This is a genomic window from Porphyromonas asaccharolytica DSM 20707 (genome assembly GCF_000212375.1).
GTDB classification, from domain to species: Bacteria; Bacteroidota; Bacteroidia; order Bacteroidales; family Porphyromonadaceae; genus Porphyromonas; species Porphyromonas asaccharolytica.
This window is the reverse complement of sequence record NC_015501.1, coordinates 1,445,682-1,469,626: the sequence shown is the minus strand read 5'-3', so window position 1 is coordinate 1,469,626 and position 23,945 is coordinate 1,445,682. Positions and strand designations below refer to the sequence as shown.

Genomic DNA, 23,945 nt, shown 5'->3' with positions numbered 1-23,945 from the left:
CGCACCAAAGAGATGAACATAGCTTTCTTCAATTGGTATGCGATCGATCTGCTCTTTAGTGGCATCGAGAAGGTCTCTCATCGTATAGCTACAGCTCTGGAGCAGCGAGGACATCATCTCTGCTACGTATGCGTAGACCATGGCGATAAGGCTTCTGTCAGACAGGACACCCTCATACTCCCCAATCCCTCTAAGATCAATTCGGAGGAAAACCGCATCGCCCTCTGCGACTTCCTATGCGCTCACGAAGTCTCCATCTTAGTCTCACACTCTGCTTATAGTCGTAGACTAGCAGTTATGCTCCGAGAGGCGACCGATGAGGCAGGAGCCAAGCTCGTACAGGTACTACACACCACCCCCGACTCGTATCACTATCGACACTGGAGGCACAAAGTGGTCAATCGGGTCGTCAGAGCCTTTATGAATCGCAAGTGGGGCAACTCTTGGCGAAAGATCTACGATCTCTCCGATGCTTTTGTTGTGCTGTGCAAACCTAGTGCTGACTTTATCGCACAGATTGCTCACATCAAAGACACCTCGAAGTTTGTCGTCATACACAATGCCAATACGTATCTCCCTACAGAGCTAGCCCCCGCCTATGACAAGGAGCCTATCGTACTCTACGTGGGTCGTCTCGTCAAGGGCAAAGGTATAGAGCACATCCCCGCTATCTGGCGGCAAGTATCAGCAGCGCATCCAGACTGGCGACTGGTCGTACTCGGTGATGGTCCCTACCGAGCTACTCTAGAGCAGGCACAATTGGAGCACTGTGATATCTTAGGCACGCAAGAGCCTAAGCCTTACTACGAGCGGGCTGCCATCTCGATCTTAACCAGCGATGCTGAGGGGTGGTCGATGGTTCTCACAGAGGCCATGCAGCACGGAGTCGTTCCCGTTGCTTTTGACTCCTTTTTAGCCACTGGAGTAGTCCTAGATGAAGGGCGTGCTGGCGTGCTGGTGCCTCCGTTTGACCTCAACCTCTTTGCTCGGGAGGTCTCCTCGCTGATAGCAGATTGCGATAGGCGCAAAGCTATGGCAGCACACGCTACACAGTATGTGCAGACCTTTGATATAGGCCATATTATTACAGACTGGGAGAGACTCTTTGAGAGCTTATCATAATCCGTAGAGCTGGGAACACTCTACTAGTAAATCCGAACTTAAAGCTTCTATCATATCGAATGATTACAACCAAATCACGTTGGGTAGCGATCGCCTGTCATACCCTCTGGGCGATTGTCCTAATGCAGCTGTGTCGACTGCTCTACTTCTTCTACAATCAGTCCTTCTTTCCCTCGGTAGATGGCTGGCAATTGCTCCATCTTATGCAGGGTGGCTACATACTAGACATGGTCGCCATCGCATACGGACTGCTACTCTACTACCTGATGATGATCGTAGGTGCTTACCTACCTAGGCGGATCGAGATGAGTAGCTGGTATCGCTGGATACGCCATATAGCATATATCTTGCCACTCGGATTCTTCATCTTCCTCAATGTCTCAGACACTGGCTACTATCCGTTCGTATTGAGGAGAGCAAATAGTGACATCTTCCGAGAGTTCCAGGGGAAGAGTATGTTTAGTTTCTACAAAGACTTCGTTGCAGAGTTTTGGCCTCTCACGGTAGCTTTCTTCGTCTTACTAGCTCTAGCCATAGCCGGCTATTGGCTGGTACAGTATCAGCGCGAGGAGCGCTCCTCTCGCCGCTCTTATTGGGTAGACGGCACCTGTACACTAGGTGTGGTCATATTTCTCTTTTTCAGTATGCGAGGACGTTGGGACTTCGTTGGTAAACCGGTATCGACGATGCAATTCTTCTCCTATACGACAGATCCACAGCAATTTCCCATACTGCAAAATACTCCCATCGCCCTGACAAAAGATGCCGCCTCACGACAGCTCTTCACCTTCTATACAAACGAAGAGCTGCCTACCATCTTCACACCCTACTATCAGGCGGCCCCACTCTCAGAGAGTGATACACTCTTTGGCTCTATGCAGGGGCGCAACGTGGTCGTGATCATCTTGGAGAGTATGGCGCGAGAGTACACTGGCTACCTCAATAGGTATATCGATGGGTACCCGAGCTACACTCCCTACCTCGATAGCCTGATGCCACACACGCTCTATGCGCAGTACGGCTTTGCCTCTGGCAAGCGGTCCGTTGAGTCCTTCCCCTCGATCTTCGTCTCACTACCCTCGTTTGGTGGCACCTTTGACGATGAGGCGTGGACTATGGATAACTACCAGCACTTTAACTCCTACGACACTGGACTACCACTATCACTAGGAGATTACGGCTATCACCTCAAGTTTTATCATGGTGATGAGGCGGGAGCTATGGGCTTCTACTCATTTCTCAATCGTCTAGGTGTCCAGGATCAATACACCGCTCAGGACTATCTAGCAGCATACCCCGATAAGTCTAAGACTAATGTCTGTGCATGGGGTATCCACGACCTACCCTTCGAGCAGGCTATGGCTGAAGATGTGAAGTCGCTCCAGGAGCCCTTCGGAGCTTTCTTCTTCTCGCTCTCTAATCATAGTCCTTTTGATATGCCCATAGACTACAAAGGTCACTTGAAGCAAGGTACGCTCCCGATCCATCAGACAACTCAGTATGCCGATGAAGCTCTCCGAGAGTTTTTCGAGCGGGTCAAAGATGAGCCGTGGTATCGCAATACGCTCTTCGTCATCACGGCCGATCACACAAGCCTTAGTGATCACCCTATGTATGCCAACTTAGCGGGACATGCTGCAGCACCTATCTTCTTCTTTGACCCTCAGGGCAAGCTACAAGGAGAGGTCAGCAACTATGTCGTGCAGCACATAGACATCCTCCCCACCCTCCTCTACCTGCTCGGTATCACGGAGCCAGTACTGAGCTACGGGAGTAACATCTTCGACCAGCAGGCTGAGCACTATGCCCTCAACTTCTACCACAACCAGTACCTCTTCTTCACGAAGACACTCACGCTCACGATGACCGCCGACGGTCAGATTAGCGTTCAGAAGCCAGCAGCTTACCTGCAGACGGAGCCTGATCGAGCCACCGCCCCCACCCCGCCAGAGGTAGCGCACTACACAGCACTCTTTAAGGCGATCGTACAGGACTATAACTACCGCGTCCTCAAGAGCTCCTTCTCAATCAGAGATGTGACACCAAAGTCATCAAACTAGCCCGGCGACATCTTCTTATTTTGAGGTGCTGAAAGGGGATCGTACTGACATATGATCGACACGATCTCTTAGGTCCCGATGCGATCTTCCTTTAGAAGGGGTAGATCCCCACGTGGAAATTCTCAAATCTCCACGTGGCAAATTAAAAATGCCTACGTAGGAATGAAATGAAACTTCGGAGGAATGAAATGAAACTTCGGAGGAATCGTTTCGTCCCTACGTGGAGAATAAAAAATATCCACGTGGAGATTTGAGAATCCCCACGTGGATATTCTGTTTTATAGTCTCCGTTGATTAGAATACGTCAGTCTAAACTTCTCCCAGCACCGCAAAATAGAAATTAGCCCTCTTCCTCCCTTCCACCTAGTCGGATAAATGTGGTATATTTGCAGAGAATACAAGCAGATTTGCGCAATAGATAGTTGATATCGCTCATATGAAAGAAGACAATTACGACTTTGCAGAGACATCTTTACCTAACGTAGGTTCTGGAGGCATGGCCATCCCTCTGCCGAGCGTTATAGATGAAGATGAGCTACTTGACGATGAACGAGAGGCTCTTATATCACCACTGTTAGGAAACACCTATCCCGTGCTACCAGTCTTTAACACCGTCATCTTTCCTTGCGTCTTACAGGCCGTTATGCTGACTGATGATAAACAGATAGACGCAGTGAATAATGCGATGTCCAAGGGGCAATACATTGTCGCGACAACAGCTATATCAGACGATCCCGATGATCCCATCACGCCAAAGTCACTCTCTAAGCAGGGCGTGCTGTGTTATGTCGAAGATGTGATCCACCCATCGCCAGACAATGTCGTAGTGATCTTACGAGGCATCATACGTGTCCATACCAGCACCTATACGCAGACAAATCCTTACTTGCGCTGCAGAGTCGAGTCGCCACTTCCACTACCTCGTTCGGAGAGGGATCTGACGAGAGACACAGAGCTTTTTGTAGCTTTCAACAAGCTACGCTATGAACTGGTCGAGCTGGTCAAAATACGACGCATGGAGGGTGCTGAGGACTTCATCAATACAATCAATGCGCAAAACAACCTCCCCTTCCTGATCAACTTTACGGCTGCTTATCTCTCCTTAGTGCCTAAGGCTAAGCTGGAGCTCCTCAAGATCTCCGACACGAAGCATCTCGTCATGGAGCTAATCACCTACGTACGTCAGACGACCGAGTTGGTACAGATCAATGAGAAGATCGCAAAGCAGACTCAGTCTGACATGGACGAGATGCAGCGCAAGCACTTTCTAGAGCAGCAGATACGCACCATACGAGAGGAGCTGGGCGAGGGTGACTTTGCAGACCAAACCATTGAGGAGCTGCGAGAGGCTGCTACGAAGAAGCAGTGGAGCGAAGCGGTGCAGAAGGCCTTCGATCGTGAGCTAGGCAATCTAGAGCGTATCCCGACACAAGCTCCTGAATACTCCATACAGCTGCAGTACCTGCGCCTGATGATTGACCTGCCGTGGCAGGAGTATAGCCAGGATCAGTTTGATCTACAGCATGCTGAGGAGATACTGAATCGTGACCACTTCGGTCTGGAGCGTGTCAAAGAGCGTATCCTAGAGCATCTAGCAGTCATCAAGCTCAAGAATGATCTCAAGTCCCCAATCCTCTGTCTCTATGGCCCCCCAGGAGTGGGTAAGACTTCACTAGGCAAGAGCATAGCCGAGAGCCTGGGACGTAAGTATGTACGCATCTCCCTCGGAGGTCTACACGATGAGGCGGAGATACGTGGACACCGACGTACCTACATAGGAGCGATGTGCGGTCGTATCATAGACAGCATCAAGAAGGCAGGCACAAGCAATCCAGTCTTCGTGCTAGACGAGATCGACAAGATTTCTTCGGACTACAAGGGCGACCCCGCAGCTGCACTCTTAGAGGTGCTAGATCCAGAGCAGAATGTGGCCTTTCACGACAACTATCTAGACATAGACTATGACCTGAGCAAGGTACTTTTTATAGCTACCGCCAATACGCTTAGCACCATCTCACGTCCGCTCCTAGATCGTATGGAGCTGATACAGGTGTCGGGCTATCTGCTGGAGGAGAAGGTCGAGATAGCTCATCGTCATCTAGTGCCCAAGGAGCTGGAGGCACACGGACTGACAAGCGATCAGTTTGACATAGACACAGCTGCCTTAACCTATCTCATCGAGGGCTACACCCGGGAGAGTGGTGTGAGAACGTTACAGAAGAGCCTTGCAGCACTCATGCGCAAGCAGGCTAAGCGGGTAGCTATGGGGCAAGAATACAGTGTGCAGATTACACCTGAGATCATACAGCAAGACCTACGCACACCACCCTACACGCGAGATATATGGCAAGACTTTGGTATGCCAGGCATCGTCACGGGTCTAGCGTGGACCGAGGTGGGGGGCGAGATACTTTTCATCGAGAGCTCCACACATCGTGGTAAAGAAGGCAAAGTAACACTCACTGGCAACCTAGGAGATGTGATGAAGGAGAGTGCCGTCATCGCTCTAGACTATATCAAGGCACACTGTGAAGAGCTAGAGATACCTGAAGACACATTTGACAAGTTGGAGATACATCTACACGTCCCCGAGGGGGCTATTCCGAAGGATGGTCCGAGTGCAGGTATCACGATGGCGACATCGCTCGTCTCTACCTTGACCCGGCGCACGGTGAAGCCTCGCATTGCTATGAGTGGAGAGATAACGCTCACAGGGCGTGTGCTCCCCGTGGGAGGTATCAAAGAGAAGATTTTAGCAGCTAAGCGGGCTGGCGTCAAGACGCTGATCCTGAGCAAAGAGAATGAGAAGGATATCTTAGACATCAAGCCTATATACATTGAGGGCTTGACCTTCTCTTATGTAGAGACGATCAAGGAGGTACTAGACCTCGCGCTCAACGATTAGCCCCACCGCACCCTAAAGCTTTAGAGCCTATGAATACAGAGCAGCAGTACCATGAAGTAGTCGCAGAGTGTAGGACGCTTTTTGCCCAAAAGCTACACGACTATGGAGCTTCGTGGCGCATACTACGTCCTTCATCACTCACAGATCAAATGATGATCAAGGCGCTACGCATACGCTCCCTCGAGATCAAAGCGGAGCAGCGTGTCGATGAGGACGTGGACAACGAGTATATCGGCATCGTCAACTATGGCATCATCGGTCTCATACAGCTAGAACGCACTCCGAGCGACAAGCCCGACCTATCTTCCGAAGAGGCACTTGAGCTGTATGATCAGCTCATCGAGGAGACTTACCAGCTGATGATCGACAAGAACCATGACTACGATGAGGCCTGGCGCAAGATGCGCATTAGTTCGATCACTGACATCATACTGACGAAGATCTTTCGCACCAAGGAGATCGAAGATCTCGCTGGTAAGACCCTTGTGAGCGAAGGCATAGCGGCTAACTATCAGGATATGATAAACTACGCTATCTTTGCACTGATCAAGTTACGCTTTGACTAGGCATAGCAAACTTTCATTTATAGATAATCCTATGAGCCGTCAACGAGTCCAATATATCCTATCCGAACTCTCTCGCATCATACTAGTGGCTCTGCTACTCTTCTCAGGCTTTGTCAAGGGAGTAGACCCTATGGGAGGTGCTATCAAGATTGAGGAGTACCTCAGAGTGATGGAGCTGGGGAGTTTGAGCGTTATGGCACCAGCATTTTCAGTCGCACTCTGCTCCTTTGAATTTCTCCTCGGTGGTCTCCTCTTAATGGGATTGTGGAGGAAGATTACAGCATGGGCTACCACCATCTTTATGGGTGTAATGACGCTCTTGACACTCTATCTAGCCCTCTTTAACCCTATTAGCGATTGTGGCTGCTTTGGAGATGCACTCAAGCTCACCAATTGGCAGACCTTTGGCAAGAACGTCTTCTTCATGGCGATCACGATAGTTTACCTCCTGACCTATCGCAGGGTGAGTCATCCTTTGCGAGGCACAACGGGCTTTGTGGCAGCTACCATACTACTCTTAGGCTGGGGTATTTTCGTCGGTGGTAACCTAAGGCATCTACCACTTATAGACTTTCGTCCTTACAAGATCGGAGCTTCGCTGCGAGAGTTGACGATGATCCCTGAAAACGCTCCTCAAGAGGAGATCGAGTACCTTTTTATCTATGAGAAGAATGGACTGCGGGAGACATTCAACATGGAGGATCTCCCCGACTCCACATGGACTTACATTGACCGCCAAGAACGAGTCATCAAGGAGGGTTACGAGCCTCCCGTCATGGACTTTGCGATCTATGCGGGGGGAAGCTCACAGCAAGCGACAGAGCGAGAGGTAACCCAGACGATGCTACTCAATGAGAGTCCGCAGATATGGGTTATAACGCCAAACTGGGAGACGACGCCCATACAGATCGGGCGCAAACTCAATGCGCTCTACGAGTGGGCTGAGTCTGTCGGTGTCGCTATGTACGGCATCTCTGGCAGTAGCCCCGAAGAGCGCGGACGCTGGCGCAATAAGACGGCAGCAGCCTACCCCCTTTACTTTTGTGATGGTACAACCATCAAGACCATGGCACGGGCTCAGCCCTCTGTCATGCTTATCTCTGACGGAGTTATATTAGACAAGAGAGCGGTTAGAGACCTGCCTGACAAGTACACAAATCAGGATTACGAAAAGCTCTCCTCACTACTACGACAAGCACCTCACGCTAGACTACACATAGAGCGTTGGGGACTTCTCGCTGCTTGGATCGTATTTTGCCTTGTTATGCTGATCCAAAGCATCCAGTGGGAAGACAAAAGCAAGTACTCAGAATATCAAATCAAGACTAAATAATCAAACACATATATCATGGACAAGAGAACACTCATCGTAGCCGGGAACTGGAAAATGAACATGACCCTGGACGCCGGGCTCCGACTCATCACGGACATCAAAGAGCAGGTGGCAAAGCTCAGCAACCCTTGTAAGGTTATCCTAGCTCCTCCCTACATTCACCTAGGTGCGATGAAGGGACTACTCGCTGGGAGCGACATCGAGTATGCTGCACAGGACTGCTCAGCACACGATGCTGGAGCTTACACAGGTGAGGTATCTGCTGAGATGATACGTTCCTGCGGCTGCACCTACGTCATCATCGGGCACAGTGAGCGTCGGGCTTATCACAAAGAGAGTGCCGAGCTACTAGCCCAAAAGATTGATCAGGCTCTCGCTCATGGTCTGAAGGTCATCTTCTGCGTTGGCGAGCAGCAAGCAGAGCGTGAGGGCAATCGCTACTTCGAGGTGGTCGATGAGCAGCTGCGTGGATCCTTAGGACATCTCTCACACGAGCAGATGGAGCAGATAGTCATAGCTTATGAGCCTGTATGGGCTATCGGCACAGGCTTGACAGCAACGCCAGATCAAGCACAGGAGATGCACCAACATATTCGCCAAACGGTAGCATCGCTCTTTGACCAGAAGCTAGCAGATCTCACCACAATCCTCTACGGAGGTAGCTGTAAGGCTTCGAATGCTGAGTCTCTCTTCTCACAGCCCGACGTCGATGGCGGACTCATCGGAGGAGCTGCCCTCAAAGCCGATACCTTCTTACCTATTATCACAGCAAACAAATGAGGCTCTCATCGCCCATAAGGCATTCACTAGTCCTACTCTTGAGTGTGACCATACTCTCTGGCTCGCTTGTGGCTCAGGAGCGCGCTCAAGAGCAGGACATCTTTACCCATATAACCACGCAAAGCAGTGGGGGTCAAGTAACTATCACTCAGCCCAACTGGTTACGATCTGTCGTAGGCAAGTCCTTCCATACCCCAAGTGGCATCATCACGGGGTATCGCATACAGGTCTATACGAGCAATATGCGCGGTGCTAAGCAGGAAGCATATCGCTTAGCTAGCCAGCTAAGGGGAGCAGCACCTGAACTCTCTTCTTACGTCACTTATAGCGCGCCATTTTGGCGTCTATCACTAGGTGACTACGCTTCACGACATGAAGCTCAGCAACAACTCAACGCCCTGCGTGCATCCCATCCACGCTTAATGAGAGAAGCTTACATAGTGCGGGAGAAAATACGAGTGCGTTAAGATTTACCCGTAACCATTTCCATAGACTTATCAATCAATCCCTTTTTCTGAAAACCATCTTACATACATGGAAGAGCCCCAGCAGATACTACATACCAATCAAAACTACGAGGTCAACGACTTTCTACCCGAGACACAGCTAGAGCGGATGAAAGATCACGTCAAGGAACTCCTCACAGAGCTAGGCGAAGACCCAACTCGTGAAGGGCTACTCAAGACTCCCGAGCGAGTCTCCAAGGCACTCCACTTCCTCACCAAGGGCTACCAGGAAGATCCCTTAGCGATCCTACGCGCTGCCACATTTAGAGAGGATTATCAGCAGATGGTCATCGTACGGGATATAGACTTTTACTCTCTCTGCGAGCATCACATGCTACCTTTCTTTGGTAAGGTGCATGTAGGCTACATTCCCAACAAGTATATCACGGGACTGAGCAAGATACCTCGCATTGTCGAGGTCTTCGCCCGTCGTCTACAAGTGCAGGAGCGACTGACTACACAGATCAAAGACTGCATCCAGCAGGCACTCTCACCACTAGGCGTCATTGTCGTCATCGAGGCACAGCACATGTGTATGCAGATGCGTGGTGTCCAGAAACAAAACTCGCTCACTACGACGAGTGACTTCACGGGAGCCTTCAAAGAGTCGAAGACTCGTGAGGAGTTTTTCAACCTAGTACGTAAGGGTTAGCTTGGCATATTCATTTAGTTCACACGGCACGACATTCTCTTTATGATACATCACTATCACGTAAGCTCCGAGGTTGAGGAGACCTTCTCTCTAGACTTTGAGATACAGGCTGATGCTACCTTTGCACAGCTTATGGATCTGCTGATCGATACTCTAGACTTCGATCCTGCATCGATTGGTATGTTTTACCTTTGCGATGATCGCTGGCAGAATATAGGACAGGTAGCCTCCAGTGACTTCTTTGAGACTGACGCAGGCAATCAATATAATATAGAGAGCTCTCGTTTAGAGGATCTACTTGACGAGACTGGAGCTCGAGTGCGTTATCTTTATGACCTCTTTGAGGATCGCTATCTACGCCTTCAGCTGGTCAAGATACATAGTGGCTCTCTGTCTACTCCTCAGATCATCTCTCTAGAAGGCAAGAAACCACGACAGACTGACCCAGACGAATTTGTCGGAGGTTTGGGCGGTGACGCACTCTCTGTCGATACTCCCTTAGGAATGATGGACGAAGCCTTCGATGAGGAACTCTTTAATGCGGACGAGCTCTCCAGCGATGGCTTTAGCATCGTAGATGAAGAGTAAGACCTAGCGTCCTCTCCGATGAGCTGCTGCACAGGCAAACTAAAGGAGGTCTCCCCTACACTGATTGTACTCACAGGAGCTACAGGCGTAGGGAAGACCTCCTTTGCTATAGCACTGGCACGTTATCTAGGCTCCGACTCTAATCCCCTACCTATCCTCTCGGCAGACTCTCGGCAGATATACCGTGGCATGCCGATCGGCACCGCCACCCCAACGGAAGAAGAGCAACGCTTAGCTCCACATTACTTCGTCGCTACCCATGAGATCACCGAGCTGTATAGTGCCGGACGCTATGAGCTAGAGGTGATGGAGCTCCTAGAGCGACTCTTTCGGGAGCAACCAGTCGTCATCCTTTGCGGAGGCTCTATGCTCTACATTGACGCTATCTGTAGTGGCATAGACGACATTCCTTCTGTTGATCCAGAGGTACGAGCGCAGCTTCACGAGCGTTATCAGAAAGAGGGTCTAGCAGGTATCCTAGCAGAGCTACAGCTCGTCGATCCGCTATACTATGATAAGGTAGATCATTGCAACCACCGTCGTGTGATGCATGCCCTAGAGGTGTACCTCAGCAGCGGGGCTCCACTCTCCTCGTACCACTCAGGCGAAGATGCCGAGCGCCCCTTCCGTCTGCTTACCTATGCCCTGACACGACCCCGTGAGGAGCTGTACCAGCGGATCAACCAACGCGTGGAGATGATGATCGAGGAGGGCTTGGTCGATGAGGCTAAGGCGCTCTACCCTCATCGACACCTTAATGCGCTCAACACCGTAGGATACAAAGAGCTCTTCGCACACTTCGATGGGCAGTACGATCTGACAGAGGCTGTACGTCTCATACAGCGCAATAGTCGTCACTTCGCTCGCAAGCAACTCACCTCGCAGCGACGCCATCACGAATTCGCTCCGCTTGACCTATCCACACCCTGGGAGCCCCTCCTAGAGCGTATCCAGCAAGACTTACTCACCCCCAGCTCTCTACAGACTAATTGATGAAAGCAGATACTCCCCTTCAGCCAGCCAAGCTATTGTCCAAAAGCACTACCAAAAACACCATCAAGCAGTGGAGCGAGGAGGATCGCCCTCGGGAGAAGCTCCTCAGACTTGGCGCTCGTCATCTCTCAGATGCTGAGTTACTGGCTATATTCATCAATTCCGGTACTGAACAAGACACCGCTCTAGACTTAGCAAAGAGACTCATGACTGGCCTAAACAACGAACTGGGTCGGCTCCTAGAGATAGATCATGCATACCTCACAGGTTGCGAACCTGGGGAAAAGAAAAAGCGATTTGCAGGACTAGGCGATGCACGCGCCTGTACCATACTGGCAGCCATCGAGCTGGGACGCAGACTACGAGACACACCACCACCTCTGCGCACTCCTATCACTTGTAGCCTAGACGCATACCGCGTTTTAAGACGTCAACTAGAGAGTTTAGACCATGAGGAGCTAAGGTGTCTTTACCTAGATGCTTCAGGGCGGGTCATCAAGGACGAACTAGTCTCCTCAGGAGGGGTCAGCCACGCTGTAGCCGATCTGCGACTCATATTGGCTCCCGCTATCACACACTACGCCTCTGCTATCATCCTAGCACACAATCACCCGACAGGTCACCTACAGCCTAGTGCCGAGGATATAGACCTCACCAAGCGAGTCAAGCAGATAGCCTCTGTCTGCAACATACGTCTCAATGATCACCTCATCCTCGGCCGTTACCACGCCTCGGTAACCTCTGACGGTGAGCGCTCCCACTTCTTGAGCTTTGCAGACAATGGTCTACTCGCATCGCTCTAGCTCCTCACTTGACGTAAAAAGTGCTACCTTTGTAGCATAGATCACTATCTAACTAACACTTGAGCATGAATCGCATCAAACGCATTGGCGTACTCACTTCGGGCGGTGATGCCCCTGGCATGAACGCAGCTATACGGGCCGTCGCTAGAGCCTCTCTGTATCACGGCATCTCCGTATGTGGCATCATAAAGGGCTATACAGGACTTATCGAAAACAATATCATCGAGCTCACCGTCGAGAACGTAAGCAATATCATACAGCGTGGAGGCACTATCCTCAAGACAGCACGAAGCCATGAATTTGAGACTCCCGAAGGTCGTGCTCGTGCCTACCAAGTTATCCAGGAGAATGAGATAGATGGTCTCGTTGTCATCGGAGGTGACGGCTCTCTCACGGGCGCACGACTCCTAGCCAATGAGCACAACCTACCCATTGTAGGCATCCCTGCCACCATTGACAATGACCTCGCAGGCACCGACCTCACGATAGGTTATACGACAGCTCTCAACACCATTATGGATGCTGTCGACAAACTAAGAGACACAGCCTCAAGCCATGAGCGCATCTTCTTTGTTGAGGTGATGGGACGTGAGTCTGGATTCTTGGCACTCAATGGTGCCATTGCTACTGGATCAGAAGGAGCTCTAATCCCCGAAGACCCAACCAGTACCGAGTCCCTCAAGAAGATGATCGAGAGTGGCTTCCGCAAGACCAAGAGTAGTAGCATCATCCTCGTCACTGAGAGCGGTGAACGCGAGGGGCAAACACTCTTCATCGCAGATGACTTCAAGCGTCGCTACCCCAACTTTGACATTCGTGTCACCATCTTAGGGCACCTACAGAGAGGTGGTATACCGTGCGCTACCGACCGCATCATGGGTAGTCGTATGGGCGCCGCTGCCGTACAGGCACTCCTCGATGAGCAGCGCAATGTAATGATCGGCTATGACAACGATGAGATCGTCTACGTCCCATTTGTCAAGGCGACAAAAAAGCAAAAACGCATCGACCCAGACCTCATCGACTTGCTACATATGCTCTCTATCTAAAGAAGCGCCTCTTTTGAGTACACTACTCAACAAGCTACACTGCTGGTACCAAGAGAATCATCGTAAGCTACCCTGGCGAGACATACACGATCCCTATCGTATATGGCTCAGTGAGGTGATCCTACAGCAGACACGGATAGATCAGGGGACGAGCTACTACTTACGATTTGTCGAGCACTACCCCACCGTCTCAGACCTCGCCGCAGCACCTCTTGACGAGGTTCTTAAGCTCTGGGAGGGTCTGGGCTACTATAGCCGTGCACGCAATCTGCATCGTGCGGCTCAGATTATCGTTCAGGATCTGGGAGGCACCTTCCCGACAGACTATAAGTCAGTGCGCGCTCTCCCAGGTATTGGAGACTACACAGCTGGAGCCGTCCTCTCCTTTGCCTATGATCAGCCATACCCCGCCGTCGATGGCAATGTGCTCCGTGTCCTGAGTAGGCTCTACGCCTCTGAGGAGCCGATAGACACCACTCAGGGAAAGAAGTACTACACCGCCCTAGCCAAACAATTGGTCGAGAAGGCTCCGCATCCAGGGCTACACAACCAAGCGATGATCGAGCTAGGCGCACTCATCTGCACCCCTCAGCTATGTGACTGCACCCGCTGTCCCATCCGCAGCGAATGCCCCTCTGCCGATAGCCCTGAGCGAGCAGGCTTACCACGCAAAGCGCTCAAGCTCTCCGTCCAGCCCCGACACTTAGGCTACCTCTTTGTACTCAAGGGGGGACCAGACCATTGGCAGACGATACTCTACCAGCGTCCTACGGGCGATATATGGGCCAAGCTCTACCAGCCCACACTACTGTACGACCAGCCTGCAGCTCCGCAAGAGGAGCTACTCCTACAATCACTGCCTGCGCTACCTGCCGCATTAGAGCAATGCCAGCTACACCCCTTCAGACGTTATAAGCATCGACTCACACACCGACAGCTCTACATCGACTGTTACTACACCATAATACCCCACAGTAGAGCCCTATCGCTACCCGATGGTGGCACATGGGTACCACTATACGATGAGAGCGAGTGGCTGGCACTCCCCATCACGCTCAAGGAAGCACTCCAGCAGCTCACCACCCTTATCGACACTATGTAGCCCAAGCTTCACGGCAGAAACAAGTTTCGGGACATTTAGCCCCGATAGTTGAATAGGAGATAGTCGTAACTCGTTGAAAGTCTTAGAAAGCTCTTCACTGAGTCGGTCGGATTTTGATCTGTAGGACACAAAGTCCATAATTCAAGCGCCACAGCTCGCTACCAGCGACAATTATACGACCCCTTCCGTAAAACTTGGGTTAGATAGACATCAGTCTTCATATAGAAATTGCAAAGGGGCTCTTTATGAATCTGATAAATGGATGGTTGCTTTAACTTCTCCACGCGCCCCCCGTACTACATTGTATAGTCGTACTGACGGGTAGCTCTACCGTCTTCCAATACGGTAGCACTGAGGACATACTCCCCAGTAGAGCAGTAACGGCGTGACATCACTATAGCGAGGAGGTGTGACCGTCTGTAGCTCCGTCAGTGCCGCAGTACTACGATAAAGCAATGCAGAGCCACAGTGCCGGCAAAGCAGCAAAGCCTTGCTATGACACAGTGACTTCCGCACCAATGATCCTGCTAGCCCCATTGGCAGAGGCAACAGGATCCCAATCTTGACAAAAAGGTCTACGCAAGTATAGATCGTCGTCTCTCCGATAGCCATCTCGCGCTCCTTAGCGAGAGCTATCAGATCCTCTGGCGAGAAGATCCCCATCTGCTCCCCTATCAACTCTAGGATAGCTTCGCGTGTGCGGCTACGATTCAGCCCCTGCTCCTCGATATAGTTTTGTAGCAAGAGGCGCTCCTTAGCCTTGAGACTCTCTGAGAGACGAGACATAGACCTAGCAGTGATTAGAGTTCAAACTAGAGATCATAGTCCAAACTCTTGCCTTATCCGCTCCACATAGTCCAGCTTCTCCCAGGGGAATAGCTCGACCTCCATCTCTATGGTACCTCTGTGAAAAGTCTCAAAGCTCTTCTTGACCCAACGCACATCACGTCCGAAGTGACCATAAGCTGCGGTCTCCTCATAGATTGGCTTGCGCAGATCAAAGCGCTGCTCGATAGCATAGGGTCTCAAGTCAAAGATGCGCAAGACGTGCTGCGCTATCTCGCCATCGCTCATGTCTATGGTCTTGCCCGAGGTACGGACGTAGATACTCACAGGCTCTGCGACACCGATAGCATATGAGAGCTGTACCAGCATCTCTGAGCAAACGCCTGCAGCGACCATGTTTTTGGCGATGTGACGTGCGGCATAAGCACCAGAGCGGTCTACCTTAGAGCAGTCCTTGCCCGAGAAGGCTCCACCACCATGGGAAGCGCGCCCACCGTAAGTATCCACGATGATCTTACGTCCTGTGAGTCCCGTATCTCCGTGAGGGCCACCGATGACAAACTTACCCGTGGGGTTGACCAGCAGTCGATACTCCTGCACCTCAAAGAGGTTGGCGTACTGCGGGTAGTACTTCTCCACACGAGGGAGCAGGTAGCGGCGTATATCCTCTGTGATTTGCTCCTGCATCTTAAGGTCGGCAGCATGCTGCGCCTCGTAAGAGCTATCGGCAGGCTTGATGAACTCATCGTGCTGCGTGCTCAAGACAATCGTATCGATACGCACGGGGTGATTTTGCTCATCATACTCTACCGTCACCTGACTCTTAGCATCAGGTCGTAGGTAAGGCATCAGCTCAGGCTCCTTCTTGCGTATCTCTGCAAGCTCGAAGAGAAGCGCATTGGAGAGGTCTAGGGGCAGAGGCATATAGTTGGCCGTTTCTGTCGTTGCATAGCCAAACATCATCCCCTGGTCGCCAGCTCCCTGCTCCTCAGGGTTGCCGCGATCCACACCACGGTTGATATCGTTACTCTGATCATGGATAGCGCTCAGTATGCCACAGCTACGAGCGTCAAAGCCATACTCAGGCTTGTTGTACCCGATACGATCTACCACACGTCTCACGGTCGCATCTAGATCGACATACGCATTGCTGCGCACCTCGCCCGACACGATCACCTGTCCCGTAGTGACAAGCGTCTCACAGGCGACGCGCGAATTAGGATCACCAGCCAGTAGCTGGTCTAGGATGGCATCGGATATTTGGTCTGCCACTTTATCTGGATGTCCTTCAGACACCGACTCGGATGTAAAGAAGTAATTCATACTACTGATATACTATTGATATAAAATATATTGAGTCGAGGCGACTTGACTACACAAGGACCTCTCGCCACAACAAGAAAGCACCCCACCAGTCTGACGGATCAGCTCGTAGGGTGCTTTGATATCTCTATGCTTGCTTAAAAAGATCCTCCTGCTACGGTCTCTATTAAAGAGCGGCTAGGAGGTAAGTTTTTAGCATTTTTCTAAGTGGTTGCAAGCTTATCAAATCCATCCACTACGATCCCAAGACCTCTTTGGAGCTTCTTGTCATCACGTGGGTGCAAAGGTAAGACAAACTTTTCAATTTCGCAAATGCGCACTTCGCACATTCAGGACCATCGCATTATCCGTATCGGCTAATTCCTATTTTGAGGTGCTGGGGAAACTTTAGGATGACGTGCTCTAATCAACTGAGACTCTAAAACAGAATATCCACGTGGAGAATTTCGATTTTCCACGTGGATATTTTTTATTCTCCACGTAGGGACGAAACGATTCCTCCGAAGTTTCATTTGATTCCTCCGAAGTTTCATTTCGTCTCCACGTGGAGAATTTTTATTTCCTCCGTGGGGATTTAGAAATCTCCACGTGGAGATCTACCTTCTTCCCAGCGCCTCAAAATAAAAATTAGCCTCCGTATCAACACTAAATTGGAGTGTAAGCGACAAACTCGCTACCTATGTAATACAGATAGCCAGATGAGGATATGTTGAGACATATACGACATCTGATGGATCAAGGGGAAGCTACCCGCTCACCTTCCTCTACAAGACGAAGAAAGCGTCAGCCTCGCTCGTGCGAGACTGACGCTTTGTGTTGTGCTAGTGCTGTATTCGTTAGATCATATCGGTGACCTCCCAGGCGAAAGCTCTCAGCCCTTGCTTCGGATTGTCTTGGTCGATCTGATGCAGTGCTGCAAGGAGTCGCTCGGCTCGCTCAGCATTCGTGATAACCATCATAGCGCCATTGGTCGTTGGCCAGGCGTGGCTACCGAGATGCGGTTCGCCCGTCGCGGAGCCACGTCCGTAAACTTCGCTCCACTCGGTATAGCCCTTGGAATTGTGCTGCTCGAGGGTGCGCAGGACGAGCCCATGCAGGGCGCTGTTGTAGACGATGAAGATTGCCTTTTGTCTATTCATAGCTTAGTGGTGGTTTTTGAGACTTTTCTTGCGCCGACGCCGTATCTGACGGCGAGAGACCAGCGCATAAACACAGGGGATCAAGAGGAGCGTGACCAGCGTCGAGATGGTCAGTCCGAAGGCTACCGTGACACCCATCGGCTGCCACATCTCGCTACCCTGTCCGATGCCGATAGCCATCGGGATCATACCGAAGACGGTCGTGAGGGTCGTCATCAGCACGGGGCGCAGACGCGACGCTCCCGCATGGAGTAGCGCTGTGCGTACGGACATGCCACGCTCACGATTGAGTATGGCGTAGTCGATCAGGACGATACCATTCTTCACCACGATACCGACGAGCATGATCGCTCCGATGAAGGCGATGATACTCAGGGGGACTCCCGTCACGAGCAAACCGATGATAACGCCCGTAAAGGCAAAGGGCACGGAAAACATAATGACAAACGGGGAGGCCAAACTCTCAAACTCCGCAGCCATCACGATGAAGACTAGGAAGACAATGAGGAGCAGAAGCGTCCCTAAGTCTGCAAACGCCTCTTGCTGCTGCTCGAAAGCTCCCGTGATCTCGTAACTCACGCCCTCGGGCATATCAATTTCGTCAAGGGTCTTCCGAGCCGTGCGGACGAGGTCTGAGAGCGCAGCCTTGGGCGCTGGCGTAAGCGCAATGGTAACGACACGAGAACGGTCTTTCTGGTAAATGGCGGGAGGCGCAAAGTGCTCCACGACATTGCCCAGTTCGCCTAGTCGTACGCTCGTTCCTTGCGGGGTGCGTACGAGTGTCTGAGCGACGTCGTCTAGCGAGCGTCTGAACTCAGGCGCCAAGCGCACACGGATCTCATACTCCTGGCCATCCTCACGATAGAAGGAGGCGGTGGCTCCGTAGATACTGTTGCGCAGATAGCTCGCTGCCATACTATTGGTCAGCCCATGCTCAGCAAGTCGCTGCGGGTCGAAGATGACCTGGTACTCAGGCATAAACTCGTCCCGATTGCTCAGTGCCTGAGCACAAGCGGGAGACTTACTAATCTCTGCCATAAACGCTTTGGAGATCTGATCGGTGACGGCAAAGTCGTGTCCATAGATATCAACATTGACAGTGCTCTGCTGTCCTCCGCCACCTGTCTGAGCAGAGACATTGTACTGCTTGATGCCAGGCATGACGCTTAGATCACGACGCATCTCGGCAGCAACCTCCTTAGAGGAACGCTTTCGCTCGGAGGCATCGACCAACTTGATATTGAAGGAGAGGATATTGTCGCCATTATCCTGAGCCAGCGTCGAGGCACCAGACTGAAAAGCATCCGCCTGCCCCGTGGAGAACTGCAGCATCTCTATCTCGGGGTACTTCTTGTGCCACTCCTCGGTGAGGCGATGCCCCTCAGCGAGCGGACGATCTATAGTAGTGCCTACGGGGTAGTACGCCTTGACAAATATATAGCCACCGTCTCCCTGCGGCATGAACTCGGTCTTAACCAGCGAGCCGAGCGTGAGCGATAGTGCGAAGATGCCTAGAGACAAGCCTACCGTGAGCCACTTGTGTCGTAATACCCAGGCGAGCGTGCGCTGGTAGAAGACCGTCAGTCGCTGGATGAAATCGTTGAAGGGACGTAGGATCTTTTGGGATACTTTTCCCTCCTGGCGCTGACGATTAGCTCGCAGCATGTGGGCGCAGAGCGTAGGTGTCAGGGCGAGCGCACAGATGGTCGAAACGATCATCACGATACTAACGATCCAGCCGAGCTGACGGAAGAGTAGTCCCGCCATGCCCTGCATCATCACCATCGGGAGGAAGACGGCCAGCATCGTCAGCGTAGAGGCGATGACTGAGAGCGCGACCTCATTGGTCGCATGAACGGCCGCTTGCTTGGGATAGCTTCCCCGCTCGATGTGGTTGGTAATATTTTCAAGCACCACGATCGCATCGTCCACCACCATACCGATGGCTATGGAGAGCGAGCTGAGCGAGATGATGTTGAGCGAGTTGCCCGTCAGCAGTAGGTATATGAAGGCCGAGAGCAGCGATATCGGGATCGTCAGAACGATGATAAAGGTGGCGCGCCATCGGCCTAGGAAGAGCAGTACGATGAGCATCACGACGCAGAAGGTGATGCCGATCGTCGAGCTCAGACTATTGATCGAGCGCACGATGAAGTCGCTCTGATCCATAATCACCTCTATCTTGATGTCCGTGGGGAGGTTCTTCACGATCTGCGGGAGTGCCTTGAGGACACGCTTATTCACCTGAACCGTGTTAGCACCCGACTGCTTCATCAGCATGAGCATGGCGCCCCTCTGGTTGTCCACATAGGCGAGCGTTTGCTGCTCAGGGTCTCCATCTACGACGCTCGCCACGTCTCGCAGATAGATGGTCCGGCCAGCGAAGCTCGTTATGGGTAGCTCCTCTAGCTGCTTCGGTTCAACGATCTCACCGATAGCTCGTAAGGAGATTTTACTCGTTTCTAGGTTCATCGACCCAGCCGAGATGTTGCGGTTTGCGACCGCTATGAGGTTGCTCACATCACTGACCGTGATGCCGTAGCTCTCGAGCTTGTGCGGATCACAGTAGACGTTGATCTGTCGTTGTCTAGCGCCTAGCAGGTTGACGCCTCCCACCCCGTCAATGCGTCCTAGAGGGGTTATCAACTGATCATTTAGGATTTTGTAGAGCGACTTGGAGCTAGCGTCCGACTTGATCGAGAGCATGAGGATAGGCAGGTCATCCATGCCAAACTTGATAATGTTTGGCGTGCCAGCTCCGTCGGGGAGCACCTCCGTGATAGCACTGATCTTGTCGCGAGTATCGTTGATCGCATTCTCTATGTCCAGTCCCTCTCGGAGCTCCAGCGTTACGACAGAGACATTTTCCTTGCTTTGCGAGGTAATGTGCTTGACTCCGTTGATGCCGTTGAGGACGTTTTGGATGGGCTTAGTAACGTTGTTCTCCACCTCTTCAGGAGCTGCTCCCGAGTAAGAGGTGACGATCATGACCCGATTGATCTGCATATCGGGCAGTAGATCTATCGGCAGGCGTGTCAGGGCAAAAAGACCCAAGACGACCACCCCGACAAAGATCATGATCGTGGTGACAGGACGACGTACGGCTGATTGATAAAGACTCATAAGCTAAAGGCGAGGATCTGTGTGATGGGAGAGATTACTTCTGAGCCTGCGAAATCTGTACAGGCATCTGATCGGATAGGATGCTGGCTCCAGTGGTGACTACGACATCGCCTGAGGAGACACCCTCGCTGATCGCTGTGTACTTGCCGACGGTACGCTCTACGACGACTACCTGCCGATGGGCGATGCCGTCTCGTACGATGTAGACGCACTGCTCAGCGCTGCCTATCTGCTTAACAATGCTCTCTGTGGGGACTACCGTGTACTCCTTGTCACCTAGGTTGATCGAGACGCGAGCGTACTGTCCAGGCACCAGCTTGCGCTCAGGATTGGTTGCCTCGACTTCCATCGTAAAGGTGTGAGTCTGTGGATTGATCGTCGGATACTTCAGCGAAATCTTACCAGCAAAAGTCTCGTCAGGCAGGGACTCCGAAGTGATCGTCACCGGCATCCCTTTGGTCATTTGCCCGTAGTAACGCTCCGAGGGATTGACCCGTAGCACCACTGGGTTGACCTGCTCCACGACGAGCAGAGGCATCTGTGGCGACATCATATCGCCCGCATCGTAGTTGCGCGCTGTGACCACCCCTGAGATAGGGCTACGAAGCTGTGTATTCTCCCTTATATTATTGTAGCTCGTCTGAGCCAGTGTGAGGGCTCGCTGCGTCGCCTCCCAGTCCGACTGGGAGATACCGCCTATCTTGTATAGTTCGTCTATACGAGCCAGTGCACTCTTGCGCTCCTCGAGCTGCAGACGTGCCTGCTCCAGCTGACTGTGATCCATCTCAGCGAGGAGCTGACCACGAGAGACCTGCTGCCCCACCTCTACATAGATGCGCTTGATGCGGGAGGCCATCTGCGGAGCTATCTTGTTAGTCACCTTAGCCTCGACCGTGCTGGTGTACTCTTGCAGGTCTGGGAGCGTCTGCACCGATACGGTCGCCACCTCTACATGCTTGATGTCTGTCGAGTCGATCGTGTGCGAAAAGGTCGTCTTGCCCTCCTTGCTCGCCGACTGACAACTGGTAAGAGAGACAAGTGCTAGGCTCAGTGCTATCGGAGCAAGTGTACGTATAGAGAGAAACATAGGATATTGTTTTTGGCTTAATAGGATATATGGCGTTAGAAGTATCGTGTCATTCGTTTGATCGAGTTGAGACGCTCCTCGTAATCATCGCTTCTGTCGGAGGAGAGTGGTGTCTCGGGGGCTATGAGCTGCTCTATCTCCACACCCGCTATTAGGTAGTCGTAGAGCGCTTGTGTCTGGTTGAGACGAGCTTGTAGTAGTGCCAGCTCAGCATCGTTGACCTCTAGGAGCGTACCCATGCCCTTGTCGTACATACGCTGCGCGATGGTGTAGCCCCGCTCGGCTGTCGCCTGTATCTGTGTCGCTGTACTGTACTGCTCCTGCGCCTTACGTGCTTTGTCTCGCTGGCTCTGCATACCGAGCGTGAGCGACCGCTCAGCATCTTGTCGCTGGAGCTTCAAGAGCAAAGCGCGCCCCTTAGCTTGTCGCGTCGTGTAGTAGTTCTTCAGCCCTGTAAAGATGGGAAATTGAAACTGCAGGCTCACGACGGAGAAGGGAACCCAGAGACGACTCTTCGAGAGGTCAAAGTCGTTTGACGAGAAGTTGTAATTGTAGTTTGCTCCTAACGATATCGAAGGCACCCAGCTCAGCTTGGAAAGCTTGATACTCTCGTCCGCTATCTGCTGCTGTAGCTCTAGTGCTCGCAAGGTTGGATTGGTCGTAAGCCATAGCGAGTCGGTCGTTGGCACCTGCGCTATGAGTTGCTGGCTCTCGGCTTGGTAGTCCTCGAGGTGCCCCACCAGTCGCAGACCTGTGTGAGGGTCTAGTCCTAGTAGCACCGCCAACTGCATATAGGCTAGGTCAACGCCCTGCTCTGCCTGCAGCACTGAGGGCTTGATGTTGGCGTACTGTACCTCAGCGCGCATCTTGTCGTACTCCGCCACGAGCCCCGCTTCGTACCGCTGCGTGACGCGCTCGAGGTTCAGCTCCGCATTGCGCATGCTCTGCTGCAATGTCTCACAAGACTCCTGTGCGAGGAGCACTGTATAGAACGCTTTCTTGATCTGCCCGACCAACTCCTGACGAGACTGAGTAGCTTGCTGTAGTGCTAAGTCAACTTGCTTGCGGTTGATCTGCAGTGCCTTCCAGAGCGTCGCATTGACGAGTGGCATACCAGCTTGTAGCCCCAGCTGTATATTGTGCGTACGTCCCACCTCAATACCATCTTCCATACCAGGCATAGAGCCCATACCAGGCATCCCGTCGAAGTAGATGCGCTGCTTCTTGAGCGTATAGCCGTAGTTGCCCGAGAGCGATAGCTGCGGGTAGAGTGCACTCTGCGCCTCCCGCTCGGCATACATCTGATTGACCAGAGCGACATCCTTACCCAGCACCATGGGGCTCTGCTCCAGTCCGAGAGCGATGCTCTCGTCTAGCGTCAGCACGAGTGTGTCAGGTTGCTGCGCCGAGAGCGTCAGCGTCAGCAGTAATAAGTACGGTAGCATCATATAGCGCCACCCAGAGATGAGATGTGTCTGTTGTCTCATATATATAATAAGGTGTATAGCGAACCCCTCTCCAGAGCTAGAACGCCCGAGTCGGGTTCTTCAAGAATATCAACTTAGAGGGGGATAGGACTTTTTCGTTTAATCTGGGAACAACCTTTTGATGCTTCCGTAGTGTTTCCTTAATCAACCAATGCCCCTAAACTCATCTTAGAGTTTCCATCGTGCAAGGTTTGACTATTCAGTAACACTTCCGTATAAAACGCTCACAGCCACGTGGAAAATCTCAAATCTCCACGTGGCTATTTTTTATTCTCCACGTGGGGACGAAACGATTCCTCCGAAGTTTCATTTGATTCTTCCGAAGTTTCATTTCATATCCACGTGGAGATTTTTTATTCTTCACGTGGAGATTTGAGAATTTCCACGTGGGGATTTCATAAAGTGTCGTTAAGGAGGAGCCTATCTAACCTTTTTTCAGAATTAATCTTCGACTCTTACTCGACAACAAAAAAGAGCGTGTCCTACGAACCAGTCTGTTCATAGGACACGCCTCTCTTGGATTATGTCATCTAGAGGTGAT

Annotated in this window: 19 protein-coding genes; 13 read left to right on the top strand and 6 right to left on the bottom strand. The window is 51.8% G+C overall.

The genetic code is table 11. The features are described 5' to 3' along the window. Positions 1-12 precede the first annotated feature (12 nt). The 13 genes from PORAS_RS05725 to mutY all read left to right on the top strand — a co-directional run bounded on the left by PORAS_RS05725 (position 13) and on the right by mutY (position 14,459). Positions 13-1,122 carry a glycosyltransferase gene (locus tag PORAS_RS05725; RefSeq protein ID WP_013760535.1) on the top strand — a complete coding sequence of 370 codons (1,110 nt, stop codon included), beginning with the start codon at positions 13-15 and terminating at the stop codon, positions 1,120-1,122. A 59-nt stretch (positions 1,123-1,181) separates the two neighbouring features. Then, the gene (locus PORAS_RS05720) at positions 1,182-3,182 is read left to right on the top strand and encodes an LTA synthase family protein (RefSeq protein WP_013760534.1); all 2,001 of its coding nucleotides are present in this window, start codon (positions 1,182-1,184) and stop codon (positions 3,180-3,182) included. Between the two features lie 436 nt (positions 3,183-3,618). Then, positions 3,619-6,087: an endopeptidase La gene (gene lon, locus PORAS_RS05715; RefSeq protein ID WP_013760533.1), complete on the top strand. Its 2,469-nt coding sequence runs from the start codon at positions 3,619-3,621 to the stop codon at positions 6,085-6,087. 29 nt (positions 6,088-6,116) lie between these two features. Continuing rightward, entirely contained in the window at positions 6,117-6,653 is a 537-nt protein-coding gene (locus PORAS_RS05710; RefSeq protein WP_013760532.1) for a DUF1599 domain-containing protein, read from the top strand. A 31-nt stretch (positions 6,654-6,684) separates the two neighbouring features. Next, on the top strand, positions 6,685-7,986 hold the full coding sequence (locus PORAS_RS05705; protein WP_013760531.1) for a BT_3928 family protein: 1,302 nt from the start codon (positions 6,685-6,687) through the stop codon (positions 7,984-7,986). 15 nt (positions 7,987-8,001) lie between these two features. Then, complete coding sequence (tpiA, locus tag PORAS_RS05700; RefSeq protein WP_013760530.1) at positions 8,002-8,766, top strand: triose-phosphate isomerase; 765 nt, start codon at positions 8,002-8,004, stop codon at positions 8,764-8,766. A 44-nt stretch (positions 8,767-8,810) separates the two neighbouring features. Then, complete coding sequence (locus tag PORAS_RS05695) at positions 8,811-9,233, top strand: SPOR domain-containing protein (protein WP_004330986.1); 423 nt, start codon at positions 8,811-8,813, stop codon at positions 9,231-9,233. A 67-nt stretch (positions 9,234-9,300) separates the two neighbouring features. After that, complete coding sequence (gene folE, locus PORAS_RS05690; RefSeq protein ID WP_004331001.1) at positions 9,301-9,924, top strand: GTP cyclohydrolase I FolE; 624 nt, start codon at positions 9,301-9,303, stop codon at positions 9,922-9,924. A gap of 42 nt (positions 9,925-9,966) precedes the next feature. Beyond that, on the top strand, positions 9,967-10,512 hold the full coding sequence (locus PORAS_RS05685) for an IS1096 element passenger TnpR family protein (RefSeq protein WP_004330977.1): 546 nt from the start codon (positions 9,967-9,969) through the stop codon (positions 10,510-10,512). Between the two features lie 18 nt (positions 10,513-10,530). Continuing rightward, positions 10,531-11,505 carry a tRNA (adenosine(37)-N6)-dimethylallyltransferase MiaA gene (miaA, locus tag PORAS_RS05680; RefSeq protein ID WP_013760528.1) on the top strand — a complete coding sequence of 325 codons (975 nt, stop codon included), beginning with the start codon at positions 10,531-10,533 and terminating at the stop codon, positions 11,503-11,505. Further along, positions 11,505-12,308 carry a RadC family protein gene (gene radC, locus PORAS_RS05675; RefSeq protein WP_013760527.1) on the top strand — a complete coding sequence of 268 codons (804 nt, stop codon included), beginning with the start codon at positions 11,505-11,507 and terminating at the stop codon, positions 12,306-12,308. The genes miaA and radC overlap by 1 nt, the downstream gene beginning before the upstream one ends. Positions 12,309-12,373: 65 nt before the next feature. Beyond that, positions 12,374-13,357 carry a 6-phosphofructokinase gene (gene pfkA / locus PORAS_RS05670; protein ID WP_004330957.1) on the top strand — a complete coding sequence of 328 codons (984 nt, stop codon included), beginning with the start codon at positions 12,374-12,376 and terminating at the stop codon, positions 13,355-13,357. 13 nt (positions 13,358-13,370) lie between these two features. After that, positions 13,371-14,459 carry an A/G-specific adenine glycosylase gene (gene mutY, locus PORAS_RS05665; protein ID WP_013760526.1) on the top strand — a complete coding sequence of 363 codons (1,089 nt, stop codon included), beginning with the start codon at positions 13,371-13,373 and terminating at the stop codon, positions 14,457-14,459. 327 nt (positions 14,460-14,786) lie between these two features. On the opposite strand, the gene PORAS_RS05660 is transcribed toward mutY, so the two are convergent. The 6 genes from PORAS_RS05660 to PORAS_RS05635 all read right to left on the bottom strand — a co-directional run bounded on the left by PORAS_RS05660 (position 14,787) and on the right by PORAS_RS05635 (position 23,404). Next, positions 14,787-15,245, bottom strand: coding sequence for a transcriptional repressor (locus PORAS_RS05660; protein ID WP_004331015.1), 459 nt, complete (start codon positions 15,243-15,245; stop codon positions 14,787-14,789). A 33-nt stretch (positions 15,246-15,278) separates the two neighbouring features. Beyond that, complete coding sequence (gene metK, locus PORAS_RS05655) at positions 15,279-16,568, bottom strand: methionine adenosyltransferase (RefSeq protein WP_013760524.1); 1,290 nt, start codon at positions 16,566-16,568, stop codon at positions 15,279-15,281. Between the two features lie 836 nt (positions 16,569-17,404). After that, positions 17,405-17,707: a PG0541 family transporter-associated protein gene (locus PORAS_RS05650; RefSeq protein WP_013760523.1), complete on the bottom strand. Its 303-nt coding sequence runs from the start codon at positions 17,705-17,707 to the stop codon at positions 17,405-17,407. Positions 17,708-17,710: 3 nt separating this feature from the next. Further along, positions 17,711-20,830, bottom strand: a complete 3,120-nt coding sequence (locus PORAS_RS05645) for an efflux RND transporter permease subunit (RefSeq protein WP_013760522.1) — start codon at positions 20,828-20,830, stop codon at positions 17,711-17,713. 34 nt (positions 20,831-20,864) lie between these two features. Then, a complete protein-coding gene (locus tag PORAS_RS05640) occupies positions 20,865-21,917 on the bottom strand; it encodes an efflux RND transporter periplasmic adaptor subunit (protein ID WP_013760521.1) in 1,053 nt (350 codons plus the stop codon). Positions 21,918-21,952: 35 nt separating this feature from the next. Next, the gene (locus tag PORAS_RS05635; RefSeq protein ID WP_044211375.1) at positions 21,953-23,404 is read right to left on the bottom strand and encodes a TolC family protein; all 1,452 of its coding nucleotides are present in this window, start codon (positions 23,402-23,404) and stop codon (positions 21,953-21,955) included. Between the last annotated feature and the right edge of the window lie 541 nt (positions 23,405-23,945).